This window comes from Flavobacterium sp. ZB4R12 (assembly GCF_048276375.1).
GTDB classification, from domain to species: domain Bacteria; phylum Bacteroidota; class Bacteroidia; order Flavobacteriales; family Flavobacteriaceae; genus Flavobacterium; species Flavobacterium gawalongense.
This window is the reverse complement of record NZ_JBLNKS010000011.1, coordinates 15,792-42,728: the sequence shown is the minus strand read 5'-3', so window position 1 is coordinate 42,728 and position 26,937 is coordinate 15,792. Positions and strand designations below refer to the sequence as shown.

General features: G+C 32.9%; 27 protein-coding genes, 1 tRNA gene and 1 pseudogene. 14 read left to right on the top strand and 15 right to left on the bottom strand.

The genetic code is table 11. The features are described from left to right. The first annotated feature begins 46 nt into the window (after window positions 1-46). Entirely contained in the window at window positions 47-817 is a 771-nt protein-coding gene (locus ACNO7W_RS09400; protein ID WP_143387393.1) for a membrane metalloprotease, read from the top strand. Between the two features lie 154 nt (window positions 818-971). Continuing rightward, window positions 972-1,562 (top strand): porin family protein, encoded by a 591-nt coding sequence (locus ACNO7W_RS09395; protein WP_417937948.1) that lies wholly within the window; start codon window positions 972-974, stop codon window positions 1,560-1,562. 158 nt (window positions 1,563-1,720) lie between these two features. Here ACNO7W_RS09395 and ACNO7W_RS09390 read toward each other — a convergent pair whose 3' ends face one another. Beyond that, window positions 1,721-2,320, bottom strand: coding sequence for a hypothetical protein (locus tag ACNO7W_RS09390; protein WP_143387395.1), 600 nt, complete (start codon window positions 2,318-2,320; stop codon window positions 1,721-1,723). A gap of 215 nt (window positions 2,321-2,535) precedes the next feature. Here ACNO7W_RS09390 and ACNO7W_RS09385 point away from each other — a divergent pair, with 215 nt between their 5' ends. After that, window positions 2,536-4,023, top strand: coding sequence for an aminotransferase class V-fold PLP-dependent enzyme (locus ACNO7W_RS09385; protein ID WP_143387396.1), 1,488 nt, complete (start codon window positions 2,536-2,538; stop codon window positions 4,021-4,023). Between the two features lie 104 nt (window positions 4,024-4,127). Here ACNO7W_RS09385 and ACNO7W_RS09380 read toward each other — a convergent pair whose 3' ends face one another. After that, the gene (locus ACNO7W_RS09380; protein WP_143387397.1) at window positions 4,128-4,997 is read right to left on the bottom strand and encodes a lysophospholipid acyltransferase family protein; all 870 of its coding nucleotides are present in this window, start codon (window positions 4,995-4,997) and stop codon (window positions 4,128-4,130) included. Between the two features lie 116 nt (window positions 4,998-5,113). Between ACNO7W_RS09380 and ACNO7W_RS09375 the strand changes: the two genes are divergently transcribed. Further along, window positions 5,114-5,752, top strand: a complete 639-nt coding sequence (locus tag ACNO7W_RS09375) for a rhomboid family intramembrane serine protease (RefSeq protein ID WP_143387398.1) — start codon at window positions 5,114-5,116, stop codon at window positions 5,750-5,752. A gap of 54 nt (window positions 5,753-5,806) precedes the next feature. Next, window positions 5,807-6,499 carry an SIMPL domain-containing protein gene (locus ACNO7W_RS09370; protein ID WP_417937947.1) on the top strand — a complete coding sequence of 231 codons (693 nt, stop codon included), beginning with the start codon at window positions 5,807-5,809 and terminating at the stop codon, window positions 6,497-6,499. 99 nt (window positions 6,500-6,598) lie between these two features. Here the strand turns inward: ACNO7W_RS09370 and ACNO7W_RS09365 are convergent. From ACNO7W_RS09365 to ACNO7W_RS09340, 6 genes and pseudogenes are all read right to left on the bottom strand, one after another. Further along, window positions 6,599-6,679, bottom strand: a tRNA-Tyr gene (locus ACNO7W_RS09365). A gap of 173 nt (window positions 6,680-6,852) precedes the next feature. Next, window positions 6,853-7,239: pseudogene (locus ACNO7W_RS09360) on the bottom strand (TlpA family protein disulfide reductase); the annotation flags it as partial. Window positions 7,240-7,257: 18 nt separating this feature from the next. Then, window positions 7,258-8,034, bottom strand: a complete 777-nt coding sequence (locus ACNO7W_RS09355; protein WP_417937946.1) for a DUF4369 domain-containing protein — start codon at window positions 8,032-8,034, stop codon at window positions 7,258-7,260. Window positions 8,035-8,232: 198 nt separating this feature from the next. Then, window positions 8,233-8,472: a hypothetical protein gene (locus ACNO7W_RS09350; protein WP_417937945.1), complete on the bottom strand. Its 240-nt coding sequence runs from the start codon at window positions 8,470-8,472 to the stop codon at window positions 8,233-8,235. A gap of 173 nt (window positions 8,473-8,645) precedes the next feature. Next, a complete protein-coding gene (locus ACNO7W_RS09345; RefSeq protein ID WP_143387403.1) occupies window positions 8,646-9,086 on the bottom strand; it encodes a KTSC domain-containing protein in 441 nt (146 codons plus the stop codon). A 173-nt stretch (window positions 9,087-9,259) separates the two neighbouring features. After that, window positions 9,260-9,505 carry a hypothetical protein gene (locus ACNO7W_RS09340; RefSeq protein WP_417937944.1) on the bottom strand — a complete coding sequence of 82 codons (246 nt, stop codon included), beginning with the start codon at window positions 9,503-9,505 and terminating at the stop codon, window positions 9,260-9,262. A 91-nt stretch (window positions 9,506-9,596) separates the two neighbouring features. On the opposite strand from ACNO7W_RS09340, the gene ACNO7W_RS09335 reads away from it, so the two are divergent. After that, a complete protein-coding gene (locus tag ACNO7W_RS09335; protein ID WP_417937943.1) occupies window positions 9,597-10,163 on the top strand; it encodes a hypothetical protein in 567 nt (188 codons plus the stop codon). Here the strand turns inward: ACNO7W_RS09335 and ACNO7W_RS09330 are convergent. Together ACNO7W_RS09330 and ACNO7W_RS09325 are read right to left on the bottom strand one after the other, a co-directional pair. Next, on the bottom strand, window positions 10,160-10,555 hold the full coding sequence (locus ACNO7W_RS09330; RefSeq protein ID WP_417937942.1) for a response regulator: 396 nt from the start codon (window positions 10,553-10,555) through the stop codon (window positions 10,160-10,162). The genes ACNO7W_RS09335 and ACNO7W_RS09330 overlap by 4 nt on opposite strands. Further along, a complete protein-coding gene (locus ACNO7W_RS09325; RefSeq protein ID WP_417937941.1) occupies window positions 10,552-13,392 on the bottom strand; it encodes a PAS domain S-box protein in 2,841 nt (946 codons plus the stop codon). The genes ACNO7W_RS09330 and ACNO7W_RS09325 overlap by 4 nt, the downstream gene beginning before the upstream one ends. 376 nt (window positions 13,393-13,768) lie before the next feature. Between ACNO7W_RS09325 and ACNO7W_RS09320 the strand changes: the two genes are divergently transcribed. The 7 genes from ACNO7W_RS09320 (at window position 13,769) to ACNO7W_RS09290 (ending at window position 18,847) form a co-directional block, all read left to right on the top strand. Then, the gene (locus ACNO7W_RS09320; protein ID WP_143387408.1) at window positions 13,769-13,921 is read left to right on the top strand and encodes a hypothetical protein; all 153 of its coding nucleotides are present in this window, start codon (window positions 13,769-13,771) and stop codon (window positions 13,919-13,921) included. Window positions 13,922-13,931: 10 nt separating this feature from the next. After that, the gene (locus ACNO7W_RS09315) at window positions 13,932-14,162 is read left to right on the top strand and encodes a hypothetical protein (RefSeq protein WP_143387409.1); all 231 of its coding nucleotides are present in this window, start codon (window positions 13,932-13,934) and stop codon (window positions 14,160-14,162) included. Window positions 14,163-14,192: 30 nt separating this feature from the next. Beyond that, the gene (locus ACNO7W_RS09310) at window positions 14,193-14,576 is read left to right on the top strand and encodes a YchJ family protein (RefSeq protein WP_143387410.1); all 384 of its coding nucleotides are present in this window, start codon (window positions 14,193-14,195) and stop codon (window positions 14,574-14,576) included. Between the two features lie 107 nt (window positions 14,577-14,683). Next, a complete protein-coding gene (locus tag ACNO7W_RS09305) occupies window positions 14,684-15,802 on the top strand; it encodes a vWA domain-containing protein (RefSeq protein ID WP_417937940.1) in 1,119 nt (372 codons plus the stop codon). Window positions 15,803-15,843: 41 nt separating this feature from the next. Beyond that, complete coding sequence (locus ACNO7W_RS09300) at window positions 15,844-17,307, top strand: magnesium chelatase (protein WP_417937939.1); 1,464 nt, start codon at window positions 15,844-15,846, stop codon at window positions 17,305-17,307. A gap of 160 nt (window positions 17,308-17,467) precedes the next feature. Further along, entirely contained in the window at window positions 17,468-18,073 is a 606-nt protein-coding gene (locus ACNO7W_RS09295; protein WP_417937938.1) for a 2OG-Fe(II) oxygenase, read from the top strand. 201 nt (window positions 18,074-18,274) lie between these two features. Then, window positions 18,275-18,847 carry a DUF6642 family protein gene (locus ACNO7W_RS09290; protein ID WP_143387414.1) on the top strand — a complete coding sequence of 191 codons (573 nt, stop codon included), beginning with the start codon at window positions 18,275-18,277 and terminating at the stop codon, window positions 18,845-18,847. A 26-nt stretch (window positions 18,848-18,873) separates the two neighbouring features. Here ACNO7W_RS09290 and ACNO7W_RS09285 read toward each other — a convergent pair whose 3' ends face one another. After that, complete coding sequence (locus tag ACNO7W_RS09285) at window positions 18,874-19,434, bottom strand: 2'-5' RNA ligase family protein (RefSeq protein WP_143387415.1); 561 nt, start codon at window positions 19,432-19,434, stop codon at window positions 18,874-18,876. Between the two features lie 218 nt (window positions 19,435-19,652). On the opposite strand from ACNO7W_RS09285, the gene ACNO7W_RS09280 reads away from it, so the two are divergent. Continuing rightward, window positions 19,653-20,507, top strand: coding sequence for an EamA/RhaT family transporter (locus ACNO7W_RS09280; RefSeq protein WP_417937937.1), 855 nt, complete (start codon window positions 19,653-19,655; stop codon window positions 20,505-20,507). A gap of 85 nt (window positions 20,508-20,592) precedes the next feature. On the opposite strand, the gene ACNO7W_RS09275 is transcribed toward ACNO7W_RS09280, so the two are convergent. From ACNO7W_RS09275 to mnmE, 4 genes are all read right to left on the bottom strand, one after another. Continuing rightward, a complete protein-coding gene (locus tag ACNO7W_RS09275; protein WP_417937936.1) occupies window positions 20,593-21,735 on the bottom strand; it encodes a saccharopine dehydrogenase family protein in 1,143 nt (380 codons plus the stop codon). 272 nt (window positions 21,736-22,007) lie between these two features. Then, complete coding sequence (locus ACNO7W_RS09270) at window positions 22,008-23,108, bottom strand: Fic family protein (RefSeq protein ID WP_417937935.1); 1,101 nt, start codon at window positions 23,106-23,108, stop codon at window positions 22,008-22,010. A 323-nt stretch (window positions 23,109-23,431) separates the two neighbouring features. Beyond that, window positions 23,432-24,289 carry a hypothetical protein gene (locus ACNO7W_RS09265; protein ID WP_417937934.1) on the bottom strand — a complete coding sequence of 286 codons (858 nt, stop codon included), beginning with the start codon at window positions 24,287-24,289 and terminating at the stop codon, window positions 23,432-23,434. Window positions 24,290-25,416: 1,127 nt separating this feature from the next. Beyond that, window positions 25,417-26,811, bottom strand: coding sequence for a tRNA uridine-5-carboxymethylaminomethyl(34) synthesis GTPase MnmE (mnmE, locus tag ACNO7W_RS09260; protein ID WP_417937933.1), 1,395 nt, complete (start codon window positions 26,809-26,811; stop codon window positions 25,417-25,419). Between the last annotated feature and the right edge of the window lie 126 nt (window positions 26,812-26,937).

Below are 26,937 nucleotides of genomic sequence, written 5' to 3'. Positions count from 1 at the left end.
AAGTAGCTGTTCTTTTAAAAATAAACTTATAATATAAAAAATCATAATGAAAAAAGTAATTGCTGCACTAACAATAGGTTTGTTCCTATTAGTATCCTGTTCAAAAGATGACGCTATTGATAATAGTGAAACTATAAATCCTGTTACTAATAAACAAACAACCGGAAGTTCTTCGAACGATTTATTATCCGATAAAAAGTTTACGAGTATGGTTATTGAAGTAGTTTATGTAGTAGGATTTGAGCCATCAGCAACAGCGATTAACAATTTTGTATCTTTTCTTGATACAAGAACTTATAAACCCAATGGAATAAGTATCGTAAAAAGAGCAATTCCATCGCCAGGAAAAGCAACTTTTACCGATCAGGAAATTGTAGCAATTGAAGATGCTAACAGAACAAAATACAATACATCGAATCAAATAGCAGTTTGGGTCTTTTTTTCAGATGGAAAATCATCAAGCGACACAAGTACATCAGTTATTTTAGGTACAGCTTATAGAAATACCTCTTTAGTTATTTATGAGCAAACAGTTCAAGGATTGAGTGACAGTCCATTTGAACCCAACAGAAGTTTATTAGAAACAACAGTCATTACGCATGAATTAGGTCATATTTTGGGACTTACCAATTTAGGAACAGCTTTACAAAGTAATCATGAAGATACAACCCATCCAAAACATTGCAATGTAGAAAGTTGCTTAATGTATTGGTCATCAGAAACAGGAAAGGGTATTGAAAATATGGTTTCCGGAGGTTCAGCACCCCAACTGGATGCACAATGTATTGCAGATCTTCGTGCCAATGGAGGAAAATAAAATTTAATTTAAATAATAGTATAATATGAAATCGCCATGATTCAAAATCACAATTGAAAATCATCGAATACCAAAATAAAATGGCATCAATGAGATAAACAATAATGAAGAATGGCGATACCATATTCCAATAAAAAACAAATATTATCTACATATGAAACAGACAAAGACAAAATTTTTAACAATAGCTTTATTCATTGGATTAACCTCAACAATAAAGGCACAGGAGAATACTACCAATAAGTCGAATGGTGGGATAAAAGGAGGATATAATTTAGCAGCTGTAAGTTTTGATGGTGATGGAGAAACAGAACAACGACATAGTTTTCATGTAGGTGTTTATGGCGAGTCATTTATTAGCGAAAGCTTTTCTATTCAACCTGAATTAATGTACTCTCAACAAGGATATGTAATTACAAATAGCAACGGTACTTTTACCCAAAAGCTTAATTATATTAATTTACCAATAATGCTTAAAGCCTATCCTTCTAAAAATTTCTTTTTGGAAGCAGGACCACAAATTGGATTGGCTGTTTCGCATAAAGAAGAATATGACGGACTTTTTAGTGGTTCACAAGAGTACGATCCTAATAGTTTTGATTGGGGATTAAACTTTGGTGGTGGTTTTAAAACAGATTCTGGTATAAGTTTAGGCGTGCGTTACCATTTAGGTTTAGGTGATTTGTATGATGAAGGAAAAGCACAAAATAGAGTTTGGCAATTTTCTATAGGTTTTGATTTATAAACTTGAACGCAATACAATAAAGGCGTCAACTGAATAAACCCACTTTTTTAATTAATAACCCTTTCAGAGAGCAATACTTTGAAAGGGTTTTGTTTTTGACATGTAGTTTTAGGAAAACTTTTATAATGTATGAGTTACCAAGCTTTTCATTGATGTTTTTATAGTTCGGATTTTATTTTGGGAATGTTTTTAATACTCTCTAAATAGAATTCAATGTTAATTTTTAATTTATTGATACGAGAATAGTCATTTCTGTTAAAAGCGATGTAAAGTCCAGTAAATATTGCTATTAAAAAAATAATTATACTTGATGTTGTGAAAAGATTAAAGGATACTATAGCGATAACAATACAGAATAGTAACCCAAATATTTTTATTGAATTTTCAGGATTAGACTGGGCTGTGTTAATTTCAATAATTTTAGGTAATTGTCGTAATAATGAATTAATATCAGGTTCATAAATTTCATTTTTTTTCAAATCAGCAATCAAATCTTCAACAGTTTTTATTTTCTTATTTTTAGAATAGAGGTAAGGGAATATCTCATTGATAAAATTTTGATTTCTTAAATCTTGAATATTTCCAATCAACATTTTAACTTCATTAGGCAAATCTTTTCTGATGGCGATTTCCTTTTTCAAGGCACTAAAGGATATTGTTGTTAAAGAATCAACATTTTTATAAATATATTGAGTTAATTCTTCTTCAGAGAAGGAATGTAATTTTTCTTCTAGAATGATACTATTACTATTATCCATGATGTGATGTGGTATTAATTTATTTAAAATAGTTAAATATTTCTATTTCTTTTTACAAAAGTATTTACTTTGTTTAGCATTACTTTACGGGAAACCTCAATAGCAATAAAAATTATTGGAAATTCATAGAAAAAACAAGTGGCACTCAGAAATAACAAACCGCTAAATTCTCAATTTCATAAAATAATAATATCTTTGAGTCAAATTAAATTGCAATGACTACAATCGAAACGCCACCACAATTAGAACTTTACTTCCAAAAGTTCCGTCAGAATATAATAGGAATTAACCAAGAGTTTCAATCACCTTACGGAAAAAAACAAATTATTTATACGGATTGGACAGCAAGTGGTCGTTTGTATCGTCCTATTGAGGAAAAGTTGATGAATGAGTTTGGTCCTTTTGTGGCCAATACCCATACTGAAACTACGGTTTCTGGAACAGCAATGACCAAAGCTTACCATCAGGCTAGACACATTATTAAACATCATGTAAATGCCAATAGCGACGATGTTTTAATTACTGATGGGACTGGAATGACGGGTGTTGTCAATAAATTCCAACGAATTTTGGGATTAAAAGTGCCGGAAAACCTAAAAGATTTTATTAATATTCCTGCCGAAAAGAAACCGATTGTGTTTATTTCGCACATGGAACATCATTCCAATCAGACTTCTTGGTTGGAAACCATTGCTGATGTTGAAGTTATACCGTCAAGTGAAGATGGATTGTTTAGCATAGAAAATCTGGAACTTTTATTAGAAAAATATAAAGAGAGAAGTTTAAAAATCGCTTCAATCACTTCTTGTTCAAATGTTACCGGAATCCAAACACCTTACCATGAGGTTGCTAAAATTATGCATCAAAATAAAGGTCTTTGTTTTGTAGATTTTGCCTGTTCTGGTCCGTATGTAAAAATAAATATGCACCCGGAAGATTCGGAAAGTTATCTGGATGCAATTTTCTTTTCACCTCACAAATTTCTTGGAGGACCAGGAACTTCGGGTGTTTTGGTTTTTAATAAAAAATTGTATCAAAACTTGATTCCCGATAATCCAGGAGGAGGAACGGTAAGTTGGACGAATCCTTGGGGCGAACACAAATACATTGATAATATTGAAGACAGGGAAGATGGTGGAACACCAGGTTTTCTTCAGGTGATAAAAACGGCATTGGCGATTCAGTTGAAGGAGCAAATGGGAATTGAAAACATTTTGAAAAGGGAACATGAAATCGTTGATTTTGTTTTCGAATCTCTTGGAAATATTCCAAATATTAAAATTCTTGCCGGTCAGCATCGAGATAGGTTAGGAGTGATTTCTTTTTTTATTGAAGACTTACATTTCAATTTGGGGGTTAAGTTATTGAATGATAAATTCGGAATTCAAACACGTGGTGGTTGCAGTTGTGCTGGTACTTACGGTCATTTTTTATTGCACGTGGATCAAGAAACTTCTCATAAATTGATTGATGAAATTACTCTGGGAGATTTAATCAGAAAACCAGGTTGGATCAGAATGTCTATTCATCCTACAACCACAAATGCCGAAATTGAATTTGTTTGTAATGGAATAAAAGCATTGGCGGAAAACCATAAAATATGGGCTTTGGATTATAATTATAATCCATCAACAAATGAGTTTGTACACAAACAAGCGCAGCCTTTAGAAGATGAATTGGTAAAAGATTGGTTTTCTTTGTAAAAGCTAAGGTTTTAAAGGAATTAAAAAAAATCACTTATCATAAACAATATTGTTTATGATAAGTGATTTTTTTTAACCGAATACTGTTAACTGAGTACTGAGAACTACCTCCTGTGTTTCCATCTTTTATGTGTCCAAAAATAATATTCCGGAGCTTCGAGAATTTGCTTTTCAACTTCCTGAATGAAAGTATGTGTGATTTCAAAATCAGGGATGGATTTGGGATTATCGGTGATAGGAACGAAGGTTGCTTCATAATACCCTCTTTTTACTTTTTTTACTTTTATAAAAACGACACACAAATCGTATTTTTTTGCAATCATTTCGGCTCCCGTATGTACAGGAACTTCAACGCCCATGAAGGTATCCCAATGAAATATTCTATCTAATTTTGGAGATTGATCACTGGCTAATCCATAAATGCATAAAATTCCTTCTTTTTGATTTTTTGCTATTAAAGGAATAGTTTCTCTGGTTACAACTAATTCAGCATCATATTTTGACCGAATATCTCTTATAAGTTTATCAAAATATTTATTGGCTATTTTTTTATATACTCCAATTCCTCGGAATGATGTTTTATCATTAAGTGTTATCAACCATTCCCAACTTGCATAATGGGAGGCTAATAATACAATACTTTTTCCTTTTTTTTCATATTCTTTTATAAGATCAATATTTGTTATTACAAATCTCTTGTTCATTTCTTCAGAAGATATGGTCATGGTTTTAATCATTTCCAGAAACATATCACATAAATGGTGATAAGACTTTTTTTCGATAACAAGACGTTCTTCAGGACTAAGATAAGGTAATGCTAAAGCTAAATTTTCTCTAACAGTTTTCTTTCGGTAGCCCACTATGTTATAAACTATAAAACACACTGCATCAGATAACCAATAAAATAGGTGAAAAGGAAGAATAGAAACAATCCAAAGAAACGGATAAGCTATAATAAAAATAAGAAATTGCATGCAGATTTTTTTTTTTGCAAATATAAGTCAAAAATGAACATCGATATAAATTTTGGCCACTTACTGTGTCGGCATTTGAGAATGACTATATTTACAATTCACAATAAACAGACTTTATGAATACCATTTTAATAGCAATAATTGTTGTAAATGTTTTAATTAGTTACAAGGGTTTTAATGATCTTTCCTTTTTTAGAAAATATGAATTTCATGTTGGAAGTATTCGAGCAGGTGAACATATAAGAATGGTGTCTTCTGGTTTTCTTCATGCTGATATGACCCATTTGATTTTTAATATGTTGACTTTTTATTTTTTTGCACCTGTAGTAATTAGTTATTTAGGCGATTTTTCGTTTGGATTGGTTTATTTTGGAAGTTTAGTTTTTGGAAGCTTATTGACAATGATTTTTCACAAAAATCAATATAATTACAGAGCGGTTGGTGCATCGGGCGCGGTAACAGGAGTTTTGTATTCTGCAATACTATTGCAGCCAGACATGATGTTGGGAATCTTCTTTATCATCCCAATGCCTGCATATATTTTTGGAATCCTTTATTTATTGTATTCTATTTATGGTATGAAAGCCAAGAATGATAATATTGGTCACACAGCCCATTTTGGAGGTGCTGTTGGCGGTTATTTGATTACACTTATCAAAGAGCCTCAATTATTGGTGGATCACACTTTGATGGTCGTATTATTAGCCATTCCAATAGTTATTCTTTTTGTTATGGAAAAAATGGGTAAACTATAATGGCACAACTTTTGAAAGATAATTACAACAAAAAATAATTAAATAAGTATTAAGATGAAAAAAGCACTACTAATTCTATCTATTATGTTTATGACTATGTCTTATGCACAAGAAATTAAACAAGTTCCTCAAATTAGTGTAAACGGGGAAGGCAAAGTAAAGGTTGTTCCGGATCAAGCGACAATATCAGCTACTATTGAAACAAAAGGGAATAATGCGAAAGATGTTAAAAAACAAAACGACCAAAAGATGGAAGCGGTTTTAAGGTTTATAAAAAAAATGAACTTAGATCCGGCGGATTATAAAACCCAACGTGTTTCTCTAAATCCACAGTACGATTATGAAAAAAAGAAACATAATTATAATGCTACACAAACTATCGAAATTCTATTGAAAGATTTATCAAAATATGATGAATTGATGGAAGGATTGGTAGACGAAGGAATCAACAGAATTGATAATGTAATATTTCAATCTTCAAAATTAGAGCAATATCAATCAGAGGCTAGAAAATTAGCGATGAAAGAGGCTAAATTAAAAGCAGAGGATTATGTTTCTGTTTTAGGACAAAAAGTGGGTCGTGCCATGACAATCTCTGATAATTCACAAACGTATTATCCGCAACCGATTCGATATGCTGCTATGAAAACAATGGAAGTTAGTGATGCCACAGCTCCGAGAGAAACGCTTGCAGTTGGAGAAATCAATATTACATCTAACGTAAGTGTGAGTTTTATTTTAGAATAGAAATCACAATAAAAATAAAAAAGTCCCGTCTCGTTTTTTAGAATGTGACGGGACTTTTTCTATATAAAAAAAACTCTTCAATTGCTTGAAGAGTTTTTGTGGGGAGAGCAGGATTCGAACCTGCGAAGTTTACACAGCAGATTTACAGTCTGCCCTCGTTGGCCGCTTGAGTATCTCCCCAAGACTCAACAAGCATTGCTTATTGTGCTAACCGGGTGCAAATATATAAACTGTTTTGAAGTTTCCAAACTATATTTAAACTTAATTTTAGTATTATTTTTAAAGTATTGGTATTGAATAAAATAAAAAAATCTCCACTAGGGAGATTTTTTGTTTTATTCGATTGAAGCAACTTATTTTGCTAAAAGCGCTATAATTTTTGCTCTTAATTCGTCACCTCTTAAATCTTGTGCTACTATATTTCCTGATGCATCAAGAATAAAAGTAGCAGGAATAGATTGAACTTTATATTGTGCAGCTATTGGCTCATCCCAAAATTTTAAATTTGAAACATGGTTCCAAGTCAATTTGTCTTTTGCAATTGCTTCTTTCCATGCTTTAGCATCTTTATCTAAAGATACGCCAACAATGTTAAGTCCTTTAGCATGTAATTCTTTGTAAATAGCTACTACATTTGGATTTTCTCTGCGACAAGGACCACACCAAGAAGCCCAAAAATCAACTATTGTAACTTTTCCTAAACATTCTTTCAGAGAAATTACTTTCCCTTCAGGATTAGGACCTGAAAAATCTGCTCTTCATTTTGCTTCAGCAGTTGGAGCTGGAGCTGGAGCTGGAGGTGTAGCTCCTACAGCTGGCGATTTCATTTCAGTAAGTCTAGCTTTTATGGCTTTACCCGGTTTTGTATTTTTTAATGATTCCTCTAAACTGTTGTATAATTTTTCAGATTTTTTTACATCAGCAGTTGGGTCATTAAGCATTCCTTGAATGATTAAAGCAGAAATGAATGATTTTGGATGTGTTTCAGCATAAGCTACATATTTTGCTTTTGAAGCTGTACCTACTTCTTCTTGGATTTTAGAAAACTCTTTCATCAATCCATTGATAACAACAGTATCTTTGGTTTGTTGAGCAGTATTCATCGCTTGCATATTTTTGGTCTGAAAATCGATTAATTTCTTTTGAACTTTAGTGATTTCTTCATTGAAAGTAACGTATTCGTCATTATTATAAGTTCCAGTAACTTTAGATTTTGGTATGCTGTCTTTATTGATTGCAATCGCAATTTCACCTGTTTCTAAAATAAAAGGTATTTTTGCTTGCGCCCCTTCAAGTTGTAAAGTGTGGAAAGAAGGTTCTATAGCTTTTCCTTTAATTTCAAATTTACCATTTTCAATTTTTACGGTATCAATAGCAATTAATCCCATACCATTTTCATTCTGTGTTTCTAGGATTACTGTTTTACCATTTTCAATTCCTGTTGCAGTCCCTGAAATGATGTATTCATCTTTGCCAACTTTGCTACAAGAAATTAAAACAACAGTAGCCGAAAGTAATAAAATTATTTTTTTCATTATTAATTAGTTAATTAAGTTAAGTGTGCAAAAGTATTTAAAATTATAAATTATAAATAATTTTACACCCTAAATTTTTGTTATAATTTTTCATTCTTAATTAGGTATTGTAGTATGTTTTATTTCTACCCATTTTATTCAATAGTTTGAATAAGGTAAATTCATTTATTGAATACATGATTTTTAAAAGGTAAGGAATTATTTTTTGAAAGTAATTTGATTCAATTCGCATTTAAGAATATCAGATTCTGCATGCTCTATTTCATTAATGGTTATTTTAATGTCTAGGTTGATTCTTCTTAACTCTTTGTGTAAATTAGAGCAAATAGGGTCAGATTTTAAATTACTGTCTATTTGAGATTTTTCTTGTTCCAGGATATCAAGTGTTTCTTTTGCCTTATTATATTGGGATTTGTACAAAATGCAAAGATCTGTCATGATATGTAATGTTAGTTTTTTTTGGATTGCTAAAATACTAAAAACAAGTTAATTACACAATAGTAATTTATTTTATTATTTTAAATTTGTAAGAAAACCTATTTATAAACGGTTTGAAACAAAAAAGCACCCTTATGAAGGATGCTTAAATATTTTTTATTCTTTTGAAAAAATTAATCTTGATTGATTGTTTTTCTCCATGTAAAAGAATTAAGGATATGTCTTTTTGCAAATCTACCAGGAGAATCAGCATTTACCATTTTTACGTAAGTTGCTTTAGGAACACTAATGTATTCGTAAACGCTTCCGTTTGAAAAATTGATAATCAATCTGCCTTCAACGAATTTATAATCTGAAATTGTAGCAGTTGCTATTGTTTCAGTATATTCAGGTAAATTTTGTTTAAGCGTTTCAGGATTGATACTTACCAAAAAGTGATAAGCTTCAATAATTTTTTTACTGTTTTCCTCTGCCGCTTTTAATCCTTCATCATTTCCTTGAAATTTGTCAGGATGCGCTTCTTTCATCGCATTACGATAAATCGTTTTTAATTCTTTAAGCTCAGCAGTTTTGTCTACATTTAGTAGTTTGCGGTATTCAACTATTTTTTTCATAAATAAGGTAACTACTTGTCTTTTAATATAAAATCAATATAATTTGATTTCAAAATCGACAAATTTTTTGCAAAGGTACACTTTTTTTTAAATTTTTAGTTTGTGACAAAAAAATATTCAAAAAAAAGAATTTGAATTCTGTTTTTTTGTTAAAAAAGTTACGTGAAAATGTACTATTGTTGGGGCTTATTATTCGCTTTATCGAAATTTTTTGATTTTTTCGGGTATTTATTATAACTGATGTCACTTGGATTTTCAATTATTGATTTTATTGTAATCCAATCGCCAACAGTGTGTTTTAAGGCCATTTTATAGTCTAAAAGATATTCACCACAAAAAAAGTTGTTGTTTTCATCTTTTTCGATAATTCCGGTGTAAACACCTTTTTGTAACATTCTTTCTTCGGAAGCTTTGGTCATAATCAATTTATTTATAATAATTCTAGTTGGCAAAGTTAATCAAATATTACTTGTCTTGCTATGTTTTAGACTTTCTGATTACCTTTGTTTAATGGAAAAAATATTTCGTCCCAACCCCAATTCCTTCAAAAATACTTTTTGTGTCTTTCATGAAGAGTCTTTAGATAGCATAAATGGATTAGAACTTCAATATGACAGTAAATCGGGAAGCAAATATTTTTATACTAAAGTAGGAATGTATCGTTTGTCGAATCACTGGGGGAGATTGGCCAATAGTAAATGGCGTTTAGAACCTTTGGAATCCGAAATAGATGGCGCTGAATCTCGCAATGACAGTAAAACAAAATTGGGTTTTGCCCCTTGGACTAATTTTCACCCTGATAATTCAGTTGAGGAATTGTATTATTTAGAAGTAAATTATATAAAAAATACAGTCAATTATCAACATAAAAATAATCCGAAATATGATAATAAAGCTATACTTCGGACGAGTTTTGAAACCACTAAACGAATCAAACAAATTCGAAATTTACTTAATTTGACTTCATGGGCTAAGTATTTTGATTATGATGATTTGGATGTTTTACGCCAACAAATAATAAACGAACTCATTTTTACCAATAAAACTTTAGAAGAGATAAAAAGAAAAATTGTTTAATCATTTGAGGCAATCAATATTAAATCATCGGTCGTGATAGGTTTTGATAAATAGCCCAAAATATCGGGATATGTTTTTGATTTATTTTTATCTTCAATAGCAATAGATGAACTTACTATATAAATAATAATTTGTTTGCTCATTTTAGATTTTATCAATCCCATTTCTTCCATGAATTCCCAACCATCCATAATTGGCATATTAATGTCTAATAAAATTATATCAGGGAGCAATTCATTGTTTTCTAATGAATTATGTAAGATATCAATAGCATCCTTTCCATTTTTGAAAGAGGAAATTGCTGAAAACATTTCGGATCTTTGAATGATTTTATTAACGATGATTTGGTAAATAGCATCATCGTCTACTACCCAGATTACTTTTTTTGTCATTGAATATAGATTTTAAATGTAGTTCCTATATTAGGTTCACTTTCCACGGTTATATTTCCACCCATGGCATCAATTTGATTTTTTGTAATAAATAGACCAATTCCTTTTGAATCTACATTGTTAGTGAATGTTTTGTACATCCCGAAAATCTTATCTGCATTTCTCACAAGGTCAATCCCAATTCCATTATCAGAAATTTGAAGCACTTTCATATCATTTTCCACAGACCATTTTATTACTATAGTTGGTTTACGTTCCGGATGGCTGTATCGAATAGAATTAGAAATAATATTGTAAAGAATACTTTCCAGATAGGCTGGATTATAATTTATCATTATATCATTTGGCATGATTGTAGAAATGGAAACCTCTTTTAATGTTATTTGTTCACTAAGTACATTTTGGACTGTATCAATATATTGTTGCAAGTTTAAAGGTTCAGATATTAAACCTATATTTGTTCTAATGTTTATTACTTCGTTCAAGTGAAGCATTGTTTCATTGAGTGAATTAGAGACAGTTTTTAATAATTGCATCATCTGCTCTTTTTCTTCTGCCGATTCAGAAGATTCAATCAAAGCCATGATAGATGCAATATTACTGGTATGTGATCTTAAATTATGGGAAACAATATAGGAAAAATTAAGGAGTCTTTTATTTTGTTCCGTGACTAAATTGAAGGAATTATTCAAATCTTTTTCGGCTTCTTTTGTTTTGGTGATATCAATCATAATACCACGTAAACTCTCTGCTTTACCATTTTCAAAAACAACATTTACAATATCTCTTAGCCAAATAACAGCTCCGTTCTTAGCAACCATTCGATATTCAAAATCATGATTTAAATTGGCATTAGTTTTTGACTTACAAAAATTTTGAACCCATTCTCTGTCTTCAGGATAAATATGGTCTGCCCAAAAAGTAGTATTTACCAACCATTCCTCTGGGGTATATCCCAATATGTTTTCTACTTTTTTACTGATAAAAGAAAAACTAAAGGTTTTAATATCACATTCCCAAACAATTCCGTCAATGGTATTAATCAGTGATTCTACTCTTTGTTTTGTATTGAGTATCATTTTTTCGGTAGCCCTGCGCTCCGTAATATCCTCTGTAGAAACGATAATCCGTTCGAATGTTTTTCTATAGCCTCGAATTACATTCCATCTTAAATTAACATCACGATATTCTCCTTCAGCATTTTTTATTTTGGAGTTTATTATAAATTGTTTTTTACCTTGAGTAACTGCGATTAAATGTTTAATGAAATCATCCGCAGATTTGAAATCAAGTAGTTTAGATTTGTTTTCAATTAATTCTTCTTTGGTTTTGACCTTATGAAGCTTAAGACATGCATTATTGACATCAATTACTTTAACTAAAGAACTGCATTTATTTACCACATCTGGATGGCTGTAAAAGTAGTTAGAAACGATTTCTTTATTTTTATTTATTAGATCCAACTCCTCCAGATAATTTTTAACTTCAGAGAAATCTTCTTCTCTTAAAGGAAGGGGTGAGTCATCAAATAAACTTTTAAACCGTGTTTCAGTTTTTTTGATTAATTCTTTGGCTTCTTTTTTTAATGAAATGTCTTCAACAATTGCGATATGAGAGGTTACCTTTTCATTTATTTTCCAAAGCGGTGACACAGTAAGATTTATCCAGACAACATTGCCTAATTTTGTCACATATCGTTTTTCCATAGAATACGATCTAATTTGTCCTTTTCTTAGTTTTTCTAAATTTATTAAATCTTCTTCTAAATCATCGGGGTATGTTATGGATTGAAAATTTTTCCCTTTCATTTCCTGATGTGAATATCCTAACAAGTGGCAATATTGTTTATTAATCTCAATAAAATTACCGGAATAGGAATCTATATAGGCGATTCCCACAGCTGCCTGATCAAAAATGGCCTCAAACTTTATCTCTGAATTCAAAAGTTTTGTTGCCTGTGTATTTACTAAAGACTGTAATTCTTCCGGTATTTTTAAAAGAGTGTATATCAAAACACCAAAAAGAGCAGCTAAAATAAGTCCGATAAGTCCAGGAATTAAAATTTGGTAGTAAAGATAATTTTGGTGTTTCGATATTAGATACAATTTCCAGTCACCATCTGGAATAAATGTAGAGATGTTATATTTTTTAGAAAAATCACTTTTATTAGGTAAGTAAAAAATTTCCTTTTGATTAGCCGTATTTTTCTTTGAAAACTGAAAGTAGTATTTTGAATCGTCGACCTTGTTAATCCCTGAAGATTTCAATAAGGTTTCTAATTTAATGATAACAGCTGAAAAGCCCCAAAAATTATTATTCCTAAAAACGGGAAATCTGCCCACAATTCCCATTCCGCCTTGTTTTAATTTTAACGGACCGGCAAAATACATCTTTTGAGTTTCAATAGATTTTAAAGCTTCTTTTTTGAGATAAGGAGCCGTTAAAATATTTAAATTTAGTGCTGCTTCATTTCCTTCCTTTGGATAAATATACTTTATCACTCCTTTAGGTACCAATTGAACTGCACTAATACTGGTATTTGATTCCGTCAGTTTTTTACCTACATAATCAAAATTTTCCGGAACGCCTTTGTCATCAATTGTTAGTGCAAGTGTTAGCGTGGTGGTATAACAGTTTTTAAGTGATTGCTCGATGTTTTGATGAACAACATGAAGGATATTATTCATTTCTCGTTGCTCATCTTCTTTTATGAGTTGATACTGCTGCGAGACAATAAAACCTGCAATATAGCTTAGTAATAGGAACGTAAAGAACCCTGTAGTTTTTGGTTTGTTTAAGAACCAACTGATGAATTTAGGGTATTTTTTGTTATCCATTTATGCTATTTGGAAAGATTGAATAAGGTTAGTTCTTTAGAAAATAAATGTATAAAAAAAATAGTATAAGTGCATAGTATTTTTTTTATTATAGTTATATTCTTAATTTTTAACCTGTTAAAATGTTTTTTTAGGATAAACAATACTTATTGGCATATCATATTTGAGATAAAAACTAATAATTGCAAAAAAAAGTATCTCGACTTGTAATGAATTTCAAATAAAATTAGAAGCAATACTGTGCCAAATTAAATTGACTATTATTTAAAAGAAATAAATTATCAAATTAAAAACAATTTGAATTTCAATAAATAACCCGAACTTTGCATAAGTTTTTGAATCAACTAATTGATTTGATAATTAAAAGAAAAAGACAATGAGTAGAAATAACGAAAGAAACATAAAAAAGCACAACGATAAATTGCATAAAGCGCAGGATAAAGTAAAACAAGCTGAAATGCTTCGAAAGGAAAAATTAAAGCAAATTGTAAAGAAGTTCAATGAAAACAAACCATTAGGGAATAATTAAACGACACATCATGGAAAAAAATAAATTCAGCGAACTAAAAAATGGTGTTCAGGAAATAATAAATTTCATAGCCAGTAAAAATGCTAGAGAAGCTAACAATAAATTAGTAGAAGTTAGTGAGCAATTAGATGAGTTACTGGATTTTGCCGAAGAGGATGATGACCTTATCGAGATTAGCAAATATCAAGTTTTATTGAATCAATTACAACAAAGAATAATTGCGCTTGACGGACAATTATAGCTGACGCAAATTATTAGATTTTTATATAAAATGGTTCCGAAAAAATGCTATTGTGGTTCTCTGAAAAACTTTGACGAGTGTTGTGAGCCTTTTATTAATAAAACAAAAATTGCACCAACAGCTTTAGAATTAATGCGTTCGCGTTATTCAGCTTATGCAACTCATAAAGTAGATTATTTGTTAGCTACAACACATATTTATCAAAGAGGATACTATTCTAAAAACGAAATTTTAAAATGGGCAACTTCAAATCAATGGTTGCAATTAGAAATTATAAATGCTACCGAGAATACGGTGGAATTTAAAGCCTATTTTTTAGATAGTAATTCTCAAAAACAAATTCATCACGAACTTTCTACTTTCAAACTCGAAAATGGAAGTTGGTTTTATGTGGATGGAAAATTTTTTAATTAGTTTCCTCTTTTAATAAAAACCTCCTAAATCTTGTCTCCATGTTTTTAACTAAAAATTAATAAACGTTTGTCTAGAGTACATTTTAAAATGATGTAATTTTAAAGTCTATGAAAAATGACAATAAAAAAGGATTTTATTTCAAGCAATACGAAGCCCCATTTCAGTCTCCGTTTGATAAACTCTTTGCGGTTTTCAAAGAATTAATCACGCATACTTCGGGAGATTTTGATGAAGCAATCGACTGGTTGCGAGAATTGGACAAAGAATATAAACTCACCGATGAACATTATACCATTGATGATTTTATTGAAGATTTAAAGAAAAAAGGCTACATCCGCGATGAACTCAAAGACGATGGAACTTCAGGAATTGGAATTACTGCCAAAACGGAGCGTGCCATTCGACAACAGGCTTTAGGTACTATTTTTGGTAACTTAAAACGTTCCGGAAGCGGCAATCACAAAACCAAACATTCCGGAAACGGTGACGAACATACCGGTGAATTTAGGGAATTTCATTTTGGTGATGGATTAGAACGAATTTCCTTGACAGAAAGTTTGCGTAATGCCCAAATCAATAATGGTGTGGATGGTTTTATGCTAACTGAAAATGATTTGGTTGTCGAAGAAACGCAGTACAAATCCCAAATGAGTACGGTTTTAATGATTGACATCAGCCACAGTATGATTTTGTATGGGGAAGACCGGATTACTCCTGCTAAAAAAGTGGCAATGGCTCTGGCGGAATTGATTACAACGCGTTACCCAAAAGATACTTTAGATATTTTGGTTTTCGGGAATGATGCCTGGACGATAGCCATTAGGGATTTACCGTATTTAAAAGTAGGGCCATATCACACCAATACTGTGGCCGGATTACAATTGGCTATGGATATACTTCGCAGAAAACGAAACACCAACAAACAGATTTTCATGATTACCGATGGAAAGCCAAGTTGTGTTCGGGAGAAAGACGGTTCCTATTATATGAATAGCAACGGTCTGGACGAATATATTGTTGATAAATGCTACAATCAGGCGCAACAAGCCCGAAAATTACATATTCCCATAACCACTTTTATGATTGCCAATGATCCGTATTTGCAGCAATTTGTCAACCGTTTTACCGAAGCAAATCAGGGAAAAGCGTTTTATACCGGATTGAAAGGACTTGGAGAAATGATTTTTGAAGATTATGAAACGAATCGTAAAAAAAGAATAAAATAAAGGACTAAAGAAAAGATACAAGAAGAAAGACAATTTGCAACATGAAAATAGAAAATATAAAAACACTTGGAGAATTAAAAAAATCAGGTTACGAAAGCAAAAGCATCAAGGATGAATTGCGTTCCAACCTTAGAGAAAAAATAAAATCAGGGAAATCTACTTTTGAAGGTGTTCATGGATTTGAGAATACCGTAATTCCAGAATTGGAACGAGCCATTTTATCGCGTCACAACATCAATTTGTTAGGTCTTCGCGGTCAAGCCAAAACTAGATTAGCACGTAAAATGATTGAATTGCTGGACGAATACATTCCGTTTGTTAGCGGTTCAGAAATTAATGATGATCCGCTGCAGCCAATTTCGCGTTACGCAAAAGATGTAATTGCTGCCAAAGGGGATGAAACACCAATTTCCTGGCTACACAGAAGCGACCGTTTTTTCGAAAAATTAGCCACGCCGGATGTTACCGTTGCCGATTTGATAGGTGATGTGGATCCCATAAAAGCGGCCAATTTGAAATTGTCGTATGCGGATGATCGAGTGATTCATTTTGGGATGATTCCAAGAGCGAATCGTTCTATTTTTGTAATTAATGAATTACCCGATTTACAGGCACGAATTCAAGTGGCTTTGTTTAATATTCTACAAGAAGGCGATATCCAAATTCGAGGTTTCAAATTGCGAATGCCACTCGATATGCAATTTGTGTTCACCGCAAACCCTGAAGATTATACGAATCGTGGAAGTATTGTAACACCATTAAAAGATAGAATTGGTTCCCAAATTTTGACGCATTACCCCGAAACCATTAAAATCGCAAGAACCATTACAGAACAGGAAGCAAAATTAGATCCAGCACAAAGTGATATGGTTTACGTGCCTTCGTTGGCGAGGGATTTATTGGAACAAATTAGTTTTGAAGCAAGAGAAAGTGAATACATTGATAACAAAAGTGGCGTAAGTGCCAGATTGAGTATTACCGCTTTAGAGAATTTATTAAGTACAGCGGAGCGTCGTGCATTGAAATCTGGAGAAGACAAAACCACCTTACGATTATCTGATTTTATGGGGATTATTCCTGCTATTACCGGAAAAGTGGAATTAGTTTATGAAGGAGAGCAGGAGGGAGCGGCCGTTGTGGCACAACATTTATTAGGGGATGCGATTCATACTTTCTTCCCTGCCTATTTTCCAAAAATTGAAAAACTACAAAAACAAGACGAGAAAACGCCTTATACGGATATCATCGAATGGTTTTTTGCCGAAAGTGGTTTCGAATTATTAGACGATTGTTCCGATGAAGAATATGAAAGAATCCTGGGAAGCATTGTTCCGCTTGAAGTTTTAATCAAGAAATACCAACCGCAACTGGAAAAAGAAGATAAATTCTTCATGAAAGAATTTATTCTTTGGGGCTTGGTGGAATACAAAAAACTGAGCAAAGACCGCTTTTCCGAAGGCTATCAGTTTAAGGATATTTACGGTAGCTTTATCAGTAAATTATAAAGTATTAAAAGGGTTTGGAATTGATTTCTAAGCCCTTTTTAAATTTGGATTATCTTTTTCAAAACACAAAAATTAGAAAGAAATAATTTTATTTATTTCACAATGAGGCAGTAACGGTTTTATTTAGTGTACCTTGTCCCGTTGGCAGTCTATGCAGTCAATGAAAACAGATATGGAAAATAGCTTTGAAGCTTTGATTGCTACTTATATTGAAAATAAGGTAGGCATATCCGAACATTTTTTGAGTACCGATTTGGCTAACAATTTAAAACAAAACCTACTTACTTTGAATCAGGACAGCTTATTGATGGCTGCAGGAATCGGGAATTCTGAGAAACTTTTTTATGATGGTGCGATACGTAGCGATTCAATTTATTGGCTTGACAAAAAACACAACAACGCATTCGAAAATGAATTCTTTGCTCAAATAGAAGAATTTATTCTTTATCTGAATCAAAGTTGTTACGCGGGAATAACGGGCTATGAATTTCATTATTCGTTATATGAATCAGGTGATTTTTATCTAAAACATTTGGATCAATTCAAGAATAATTCCAGCCGAAAATACTCTATGATTAGTTATTTAAACAGTAATTGGAAAGAAAGCGATGGTGGCGAATTGCTAATTCATCAATTGAATAATAATCAGAAAATTTCGCCTACTCAGGGTAAAACCGTTTTCTTCAAGAGTGACGAATTAGTTCATGAAGTTTTGGTAACTCAAAATACCAGAATGAGCATTACGGGATGGTTGAAGAGTGATTAATTCATTATTTCAATTAGAATTTGGATAAAAACACGTACTTCATAACTATTTTATAAAATAATTCAAGTTTTTGATTTTTAGTTACTTAAAAATAGTGAGCTTTGTATCTAGTTTGCAGACTTAGCAATTTAAGAAATAGATTTCCAGTATTAAATTATGGTGTTGTAACGGTGTTAAATAGTAATTTAAACAGTTATCAAAATGTCAATAGCTAATTTGTATGATAAAAATATCTTTTGTCTAGAGGGCGATTGGGAATCTGATTTGCGTAAAAAAAGTTCGGTGCAAAGTGCCTTGCAATTATTGGAGGCGAACCTCGAGATTGCCACCATTTATAAAACCTGTTCCACCTACGAAGAATTTTGTAACCGCTTGTTTACACTCACTAGAGATAAAAGAATCTATAAGAAATATTCCATTATTTATTTGGCATTTCATGGCAGAAAAAACAAAATCCAAATTGGCGATGACCATTATACATTGGATCAGATAGGAAACCAATTTGAAAATGTATTACAAGATAAAATTCTTCATTTTGGAAGTTGCAAAACATTATTTATCGAGGAAAAAAAAGCAATGGAATTTTTACATAAAACAGGCGCTTTGGCCATTTCGGGATATGCAAAAAATATAGATTTTATTTCCAGTACCGTGTTTGATGTTTTGTATTTTGAGATGTGTCAAAATTATGTAGAGATGGAAGCTATTGAAAGAAACATGCTCAAGAACTATAAAGAGCTTTGCGAAGCATTGGATTTTAAGATTTATTATTGAGACAAAATTAAAAGCAATGTTAAGGGTTAAAAAAGCGTTCCCTGTATAAGTTCCGGTTGTGGATTGTTGTTAAATTTAAACGTATCGATTACAACAAACTGTTTTATATTCTCATCAAACTTTCGCAAAACAATACTGTCACACAAAAAATCTACGTCTATTGTGGTAAATAAAGCCTTAGCTCTTTCAAGATTTTCCGGAGTTAATCTTCGCGCAATGGACAGATGTGGATCATCATTTTTTTTCATATTTCGGACACGAAGCGATTCTTGGATACGCTTCATTATGGGTTTCAAACTGTTTTTAGAAACCGCGTTAGGGGATATGAAAAATGCACCATTTGGATAGGAACCAAAGCCATTTAAAGTTACTTCAACTGGTTGCAAAGTATCACACAATCTGTCTAGTTGATTTTTAATAATTTCAATTTCCGTATCAGTTGCTTTGAATTCACAGATGGTAATATGGCCAACAGAATTTTTACTGTGAAACCAACCTACTTCCTTTGCTAATTGTTCTTTCATGGATTTAACCAATGAAATAATTGCTTCCGAAGGGTATATCGCAACAGAATAATCCTTTTCCATATTTTAATGATTTAAGCTTTAAGCTTTATGCAAAAGTAAGGAAATAGATATTGTCACATTCTGTACATTATATAAATCTAGGTATTGCATTCCTTTAATCCAGAATGTTTTTTATTTTAACGAGATGATTATTTCTATTAAAAAAGCTTTTCTTTAATTTAATAAAAGAGCAATATAGAAAACATAAAACAGTAATTTTACAATCAAAATATCGGTCTATGTTATTTCTAATTCTAAGCATTATATGCAGTGTAACTGTAGGTGTACTATTTAAATTTTCACGCAATTATAATGTAAGTAATACACAAATCGTAGCTTCAAATTATGTATTTGCTCTTGTATTTTGTTATTTGTTCTTCAGTCCAGATCTTAACGCTGTAGGAACGACAGCACCTTGGGGTATTTACATAACGATTGGTGTTTTGTTGCCGTCAATATTTCTTTTTCTGGCTGCATCCATAAAACACATGGGTATTGTAAAAACCGATGCTGCTCAACGACTTTCATTGTTTATACCTATTTTGGCTGCTTGGTTAATCTTCAAAGAAAATTTCAATATGTTAAAAATTGCTGCGCTTTTGGTAGGATTTCCAGCATTATTGCTCATTCTCGCTAAGCCCTCCCAAAATACAGAAAATAAATGGGTTTATCCTTTAGCAGTTTTGCTTGGCTTTGGGCTAATAGACATACTTTTTAAACAAATTGCCTTAAATACAAGGCTGCCTTATACAACCTCATTATTTGTGGTTTTTGGGATAGCACTGCTAATTATGGTTGCGGCTGTTATCTATGAATTGACAATCAGTAAAGTACCATTAAATATCAGAAACATTCTTTTTGGCGGTTTGGTAGGTATTTTCAACTTTGGAAATATTCTTTTCTATTTAAAAGCACATCAAGCATTTGTTCAAAATCCGTCAACTGTTTTTGCAGGGATGAATATGGGCGTAATCATTATTGGCAGCCTTGTTGGGATTTTAATTTTTAAGGAAAAATTGACCAAAATGAATTTTGCAGGTCTTTTTTTAGCTTTGATAGCAATAATTTTAATTGTAATCTCACAGACAATTTAAAGGAACTTAAACAAATACACTTCATTAACTAGTCTATTGCTAAATTTGGAATGAAAGTGTGCTATTATATTTGGTTTTACCGTGTTTACAATTTACCGTAAACAGATACTATATAATTTCCATTTAAAAATTGTATTGGATCAATTTGGCTTTGTAAGACAACTCCGCGATGAGGAGTTTCGAGCAATAGTTGAGCTGCTTGCGCTAGGGGCGCTGCCGTAGTTGTTTGGATGGCTCTCAATTGATGTTTTCCTACTTTTTGAGGAAGTATGCATTTCGCAATCTCTCGTCTGCGCAAAATTCCTGCAGCATCTTTACCCTCTACCGCAGCATACAAAATAATTTGGTCGTCTTCAATATGAGGGATAACCGCTTCCATTTTTTCTTGTAGGCTTTTAATTGCGTTAGATGTCTTTTCCAAATTAGTAAGTTGCTCTTGCACCCAAGTATAATGTCCAGGATGGCGCAAGGTTTTGTAGTCAAGCGAACGTACCTTTCCTAATAATGCATCAGGCAAATCCGCTGCACCGCCAGAAGTGAGATCCTCTTCATATGCAATGCCATCAATAATAATAGTAGCTCTTTCCGACAATGGTGGCAGAGTAGTTTTTTTAAAATCCCTTAAGACTATGGTTTCTTTCAGATATTCTGTAGCTACTCCCACCGGACTCCAAGTAAATCCATAATAATGTGGAGCAACAGCATGATTGGTCAGAGCACCAACTTTAAACTCAAGCTTGTCCACTTTATCTACTTCAAAGTCAATGCAAAACTGTTGAAAAAGTCCATTGGCTAGCAAGTCTATGTAACCGGGAGCCAGACCAGTTTGAAGTACAAAACCAGTTTTGGCATCTTTTGCCAATGCCATTATTTCTTCGGTTTCTGAAACATATTCTGTGAGGTTAGCGTAATGCAGATTAAAATCTTTGGCGAATTGAGCTATCCTTGGTGCTTGGCTACCCGGTAGGCAGTCGAGAATAATATCTCCTTGACGCAAGATTATTGTCATTTCATCCGTTAGGCCTTTTTCAGCAAGATGAAAGTCCTTAATGAAACAGGGTTTCGTTGTTCCTTCTTCAATCCAATTAGCTACTTTTTTTGCTTTTGAATGGGTTCTGTCTCCAATAAAAAGTGTAGGGGTTACTTCACTCCATTCCATCAATAACAAACCAACTGCTTCGGCAATTCCACCGGCTCCGGCAATAATAATATTGTGATGCTTTTTCATATACTAAAGTTACTGTTTTTTCTTGATTTAGTATTTGAAATCATTTAGTAATTTGTTGATTATGCAAACTAGGTTCCTGTCAAGGATAGCAACGAAAAGCACCTTCCTGCGGACTTGTAGTGAATAGCATGCTCGGACAGTCTTATAGTACTTATTATTTATTGATATTTCTTATTGAAAAATTTATTTCACTGTTACTAAATCAATAGATTAAAATTAAATTTATGTAAATCAGTTGTTTAGTATGAAACGAGGCACGATTTTTAGTCTTTTTACACAAAAATACGATAAGACGAGCTTCTTCCTCCTCCATCGTCTTTTGTCAAAATGCCTTTCGAAATTAAATCTTGAATATCTCGCAGAGCTGTATCAGGAGAGCATTTTGCGATTTTTGCCCATTTTGTAGAGGTAAGTTTGCCTTCAAAGCCTTCAAGCATTTTATTGAGAAGTAATTTTTGTCTTTCGTTCAAGAGTATATGAGTTTGTTTCTCCCAAAAACTAGCTTTTAATAGTACTTGTTCCAAAGTAGTATTCGTTGCATTTAAGGCAGCTAAGAGATTCTCAAAAAACCATTGTAACCAATTTGTAATATTTAATGTTCCTTTCTGTATTTGTTCCAAAATAGAGTAGTACCCGTTGCGTTGCAAAAGAATTTGTGCAGACATACTGTAAAATCGTTTAGAACTGCCATCTGCTTTACACAATTGCATATCTGTAATAGCACGAGCTATTCTGCCATTTCCATCATCAAAAGGATGAAGGGTAATAAACCATAAATGAGCAATTCCAGCTTTCATTACAGGATCTAAAGTGTTTTCGTTAGAAAACCATTCTAAAAATTGGTTTATTTCTTTTTCTAAAAGTATAGCATCAGGAGCCTGAAAATGTATTTTCTCTCTGCCAAAACCACCTGAAACGACCTGCATTGGGCCATTATCATCTGTTCTCCATTGCCCAACATTAATTTTATACATACCGCTTCTTCCTGTTGGGAATAAGCAGTTATGCCATCCAAATAATCGGTTTGCTGTTAGCGGAGCAGTATAATTTTGAGTAGCATCCAACATCATTTCTACAACTCCGTCTACATTTCTATCGGAAGGAACAAGTCCGGCAATATCCATTCCCAGATGTCTTGCGATGGAAGAACGTACCTGATCTGTCTTCAGGATTTCTCCTTCAATCTCAGATGATTTTAGAATATCTATGGTCAACGTGTCTAACAGGGCTTGTTCTTGCAATGCAAATCCCATAGCTTCCATTTTTCCCATGAGTTTGCCTTGCTTGTTTCTTAGGTCTCCTAATAGCGATTGTAAAACGTTTGAATCCCAAGTAAAGGAGGGCCAATTGTCATTTTGATAGATATATTTCATTATTCTCCGCATTATTTACGGTAAATATAATACTTATTCTTCACATATTGTTTTATTCTCCGCAAAATATGCGGTGATTAAGGTGTTTAATTACCGCTGCATAGTATATTCGGCAATGATTTTTCAAAAATATTCAGTTGTCGCAAATTTTGCGTATACTGAAGATAGTGCATAAAAAAATCGGCTTAGAAAGTTCGAGGCACTATTTCTTAAAGTGTGCATTGGCAAAACTCTTCTACATTAATAAGTTGTTTTGTGGATTGTTTAGGTCTTCCCTAATCTTTTGGCGTAATCTTGTGCTTTGGTAGGTTGTATTCAAACCATCATTTACTATTCTTCAAAGCCTCCATTAATTCTACCATATCTACCACACCGTAAGTAGATGAATAGTCTGATACGGCATAAGGCAATATAAGGCTGTTGTTGTGAATAATCGAACCGCAAGAATACACTACATTAGGTACATAACCTTCCCGTTCATCTTCCAGTGGTGAAAGCAAGGGCTCTTTAAGTCTTCCAATTTCCTTCGAAGGATCATCAAGATCAAACAGCGAAGCACCTATGCAATATCGTCTCATGGCACCTACACCATGCGTAATAACCAACCAGCCTTCTTCGGTCCAAAGTGGCGATCCACAATTTCCAATTTGTGTAAATTCCCATGTATAACGCGGCTCTTGGAGGATAACGGGATTATTCCATTGCGTAGGCCTATCGGAATACATAAGGTAATTGTTAACACCGTCAATTCTGGATAGCATAGCATATTTGCCCTTGATTTTTCTAGGGAATAATGCCAGATTTTTATTTTGAGCACCGGCTCCATATAAGGGAATTACACGGAACGTATAAAAGTCTTCAGTAGAAATAAGTTTTGGAAGAATGACATGACCATTATAAGCCGTATAAGTAGCCATTACTCGATCTGATTTATCATCATCCACAAAGCGCACAAAACGGGCATCTTCAATACCACGACTTTCAGAATCTGATATCGGAAATATAACACGTTCGGTGATATCGGAATCGTGTTTGAATTGCAAATCATAAAATGAATCCGCCAACCAGATCACTTCTTCGAGTGCAGTTCTCCTCTCCTGGCGAATCAGTGGATCGCTTAATGCTTTATTTACCACATTTTTTAATACGGCATACTCAAATTCGTCCGGCAGGTCTTGCATAATACGGGTTGAGTATTTGTCCGAAGTATGCATTTCTGCCAATTTCATCAGAAATCGTTCTTTGTTGTATAACGTTTTGTGTACAATCTCTGCTTTATCAATGTTATTACCGATTTTCATCACCTGGAGATTGTTATTCTTATCCAGGATTCCCCTTCTAAAAACAATTGATGAGATATGACCTTCGCCGGTGGCACGGAAAGAAATAATGACACGCTTCTCTCCCTTTTCGATACCCGACTGATCGAAATCTTCCACAATGGAAGGGTTGAAAATGGCTGTGGATTCTATAGCATACTCCATTGTACAGTAGGAGCCGATGAGCATTTTTCGTTCCTGTGACAGGCCGTCATAGTTGATTTGCATCCCTTCAATTATGCCCCTGATTTTTTCGCAATGCCTAAAAAATATGCTTGAAATATTTCGATGTCGTCTGGCAAACTCACGAAGTGTATGTTCCAAAGTGTCTATGACTTGTTTATCATCCAACATCATTATGCGGCTCACCATTTTTTGGGTTCGTTGATCACCATTCATAAAATACCGGGCAACAACCCTCCTGGAATCAGGGGTGAATATTATATTTTTTCGGATTACAGGAACTCGCATAGCTTTATTTTTAAATTATATAAAATAAGTGCGCTTTTTATGTAGGGATAAAAAGTCGTTTAGGTATGTTACCTCATAGCTCGTTCTTGTTTTAGATGATCCACAAGGGTATCTGTTTGGAGCGCATCCATTCCTACTCCGAGTTACTTCTATCTCTAAACCTGTCCAAAGAGTGTTGATACCCAAGCCAAGTGGTTGATGAAGAAGATTAAATTATTGAAATGCTAACGCAAAAAAACTTTATTTTTTTGTTCTGGAGTCATTTTGTTGACGTTTTAAGTCTCAATCTATTTCAGGACGAATCACTTAAGAAGTTGGGAATTTTGGAAGCTCAAACTTCAATTAAGTGATGATTTCAAAATTACAAAAAAAATAATAAAATAAGTATTAATATTTGGGTTACAGTGTAAATGCTTTTTTTAAGACCTAATGATTGACGGGAATTGAATTTTAAATATTGATCTCGATTAGTGATTTAACGTTTATTTTGATATGGTATTTTGTGTTGCTTTATGCTGTTACTTTCCGATGCAGAAATTAGCAAAAATATTTCCCAGCAATTCATCGTTAGTAACCTGTCCGGTAATCATCCCAAAATGATACAATGCTTCCTTAATATCTAATGCCATCAAGTCGCTTGATAAGTTAGTTTCAAGGCCAAATTTCACTTTTTGTATTTCGTCTAACGCTTTTAGTAAGGAATCGTAATGTCTTGTGTTCGTTACGATTGTCTCATTATTTCTTAATGCACCAGTATTGACAAAGGATAATAATTGATTTTTGAGTTCGTCCACGCCCAGTTTTTCTTTAGCAGAAATTAGCAAGATAGTTGGAATTTCAGATTTGATGTTTTGTATTTCAGTTCCGGTTAATTTATCGGCTTTGTTACCGATAATGACAAGAGGTTTCAAAGGAAACTGATTCTTGATTTTTTCTAATTCAATCTGAATTTGTTTAAAACTGCCATCTGTCATTTGCGAACTGCTGTCTAATAAATAAACGACAACTTGTGCTTGTTCAATTTTTTCAAAAGTCTTACGAATCCCAATACTTTCCACGATATCCTCAGTTTCCCGAATTCCAGCCGTATCTATGAATCTAAAACCGATTCCACCAATGACCAATTCGTCTTCTATTGTATCACGTGTAGTTCCCGCAATTTCCGAAACGATGGCGCGTTCTTCATTCAATAAAGCATTCAGCAGCGTCGATTTTCCCACATTGGGTTCACCCACAATAGCCACGGGAATTCCGTTTTTTATGACATTTCCTACGGCAAACGAATCGATTAAACGTTTTAGGACAAATTCTATTCTATTCAATAATTCATGAAATTGGGTTCTGTCGGCAAATTCCACATCTTCCTCGGCAAAGTCGAGTTCGAGTTCAATTAGCGAAGCAAAATTCAACAGTTCTTCACGCAGTTTGGCTATTTCATTAGAGAAACCACCACGCATTTGCTGCATCGCAATTTGATGAGAAGCTTCATTATCTGATGAAATTAAATCGGCAACGGCTTCAGCTTGGGATAAATCGAGTTTTCCATTTAGAAAAGCTCGTAGTGTAAATTCACCAGGATCAGCCATGCGACACCCTTTGCGGAGCAATAACTGAATAATTTGCTGTTGGATATAAGTAGAACCGTGACAAGAAATTTCAATGGTGTTCTCGCCTGTATAGGAGTTCGGCCCTTTGAAAATAGAGACTAATACCTGATCCAAAGTTTTGGTATTATCCATAATGTGGCCTAAATGTAACGTATGTGTTTTTTGTTTTGTTAAATCTTTATTTTTAATGGATCGAAAAACAGAATTACCAATAGCAATGGCATCTTCACCGGAAATTCGAATTACGGCTATTGCTCCGGCTCCGGAAGGAGTTGCCAGTGCTACTATGGAATCGTGAGGTATCATATTTTTATTTCAATTTTATGCAAAAGTAAGTAAAATTGATAACGCAACAAGACCAGCTTATTAAACCATTAACTTTATTTTTTGTTAAAAAATAGCCAAACTGATAATAATCATACTATTTTGTGT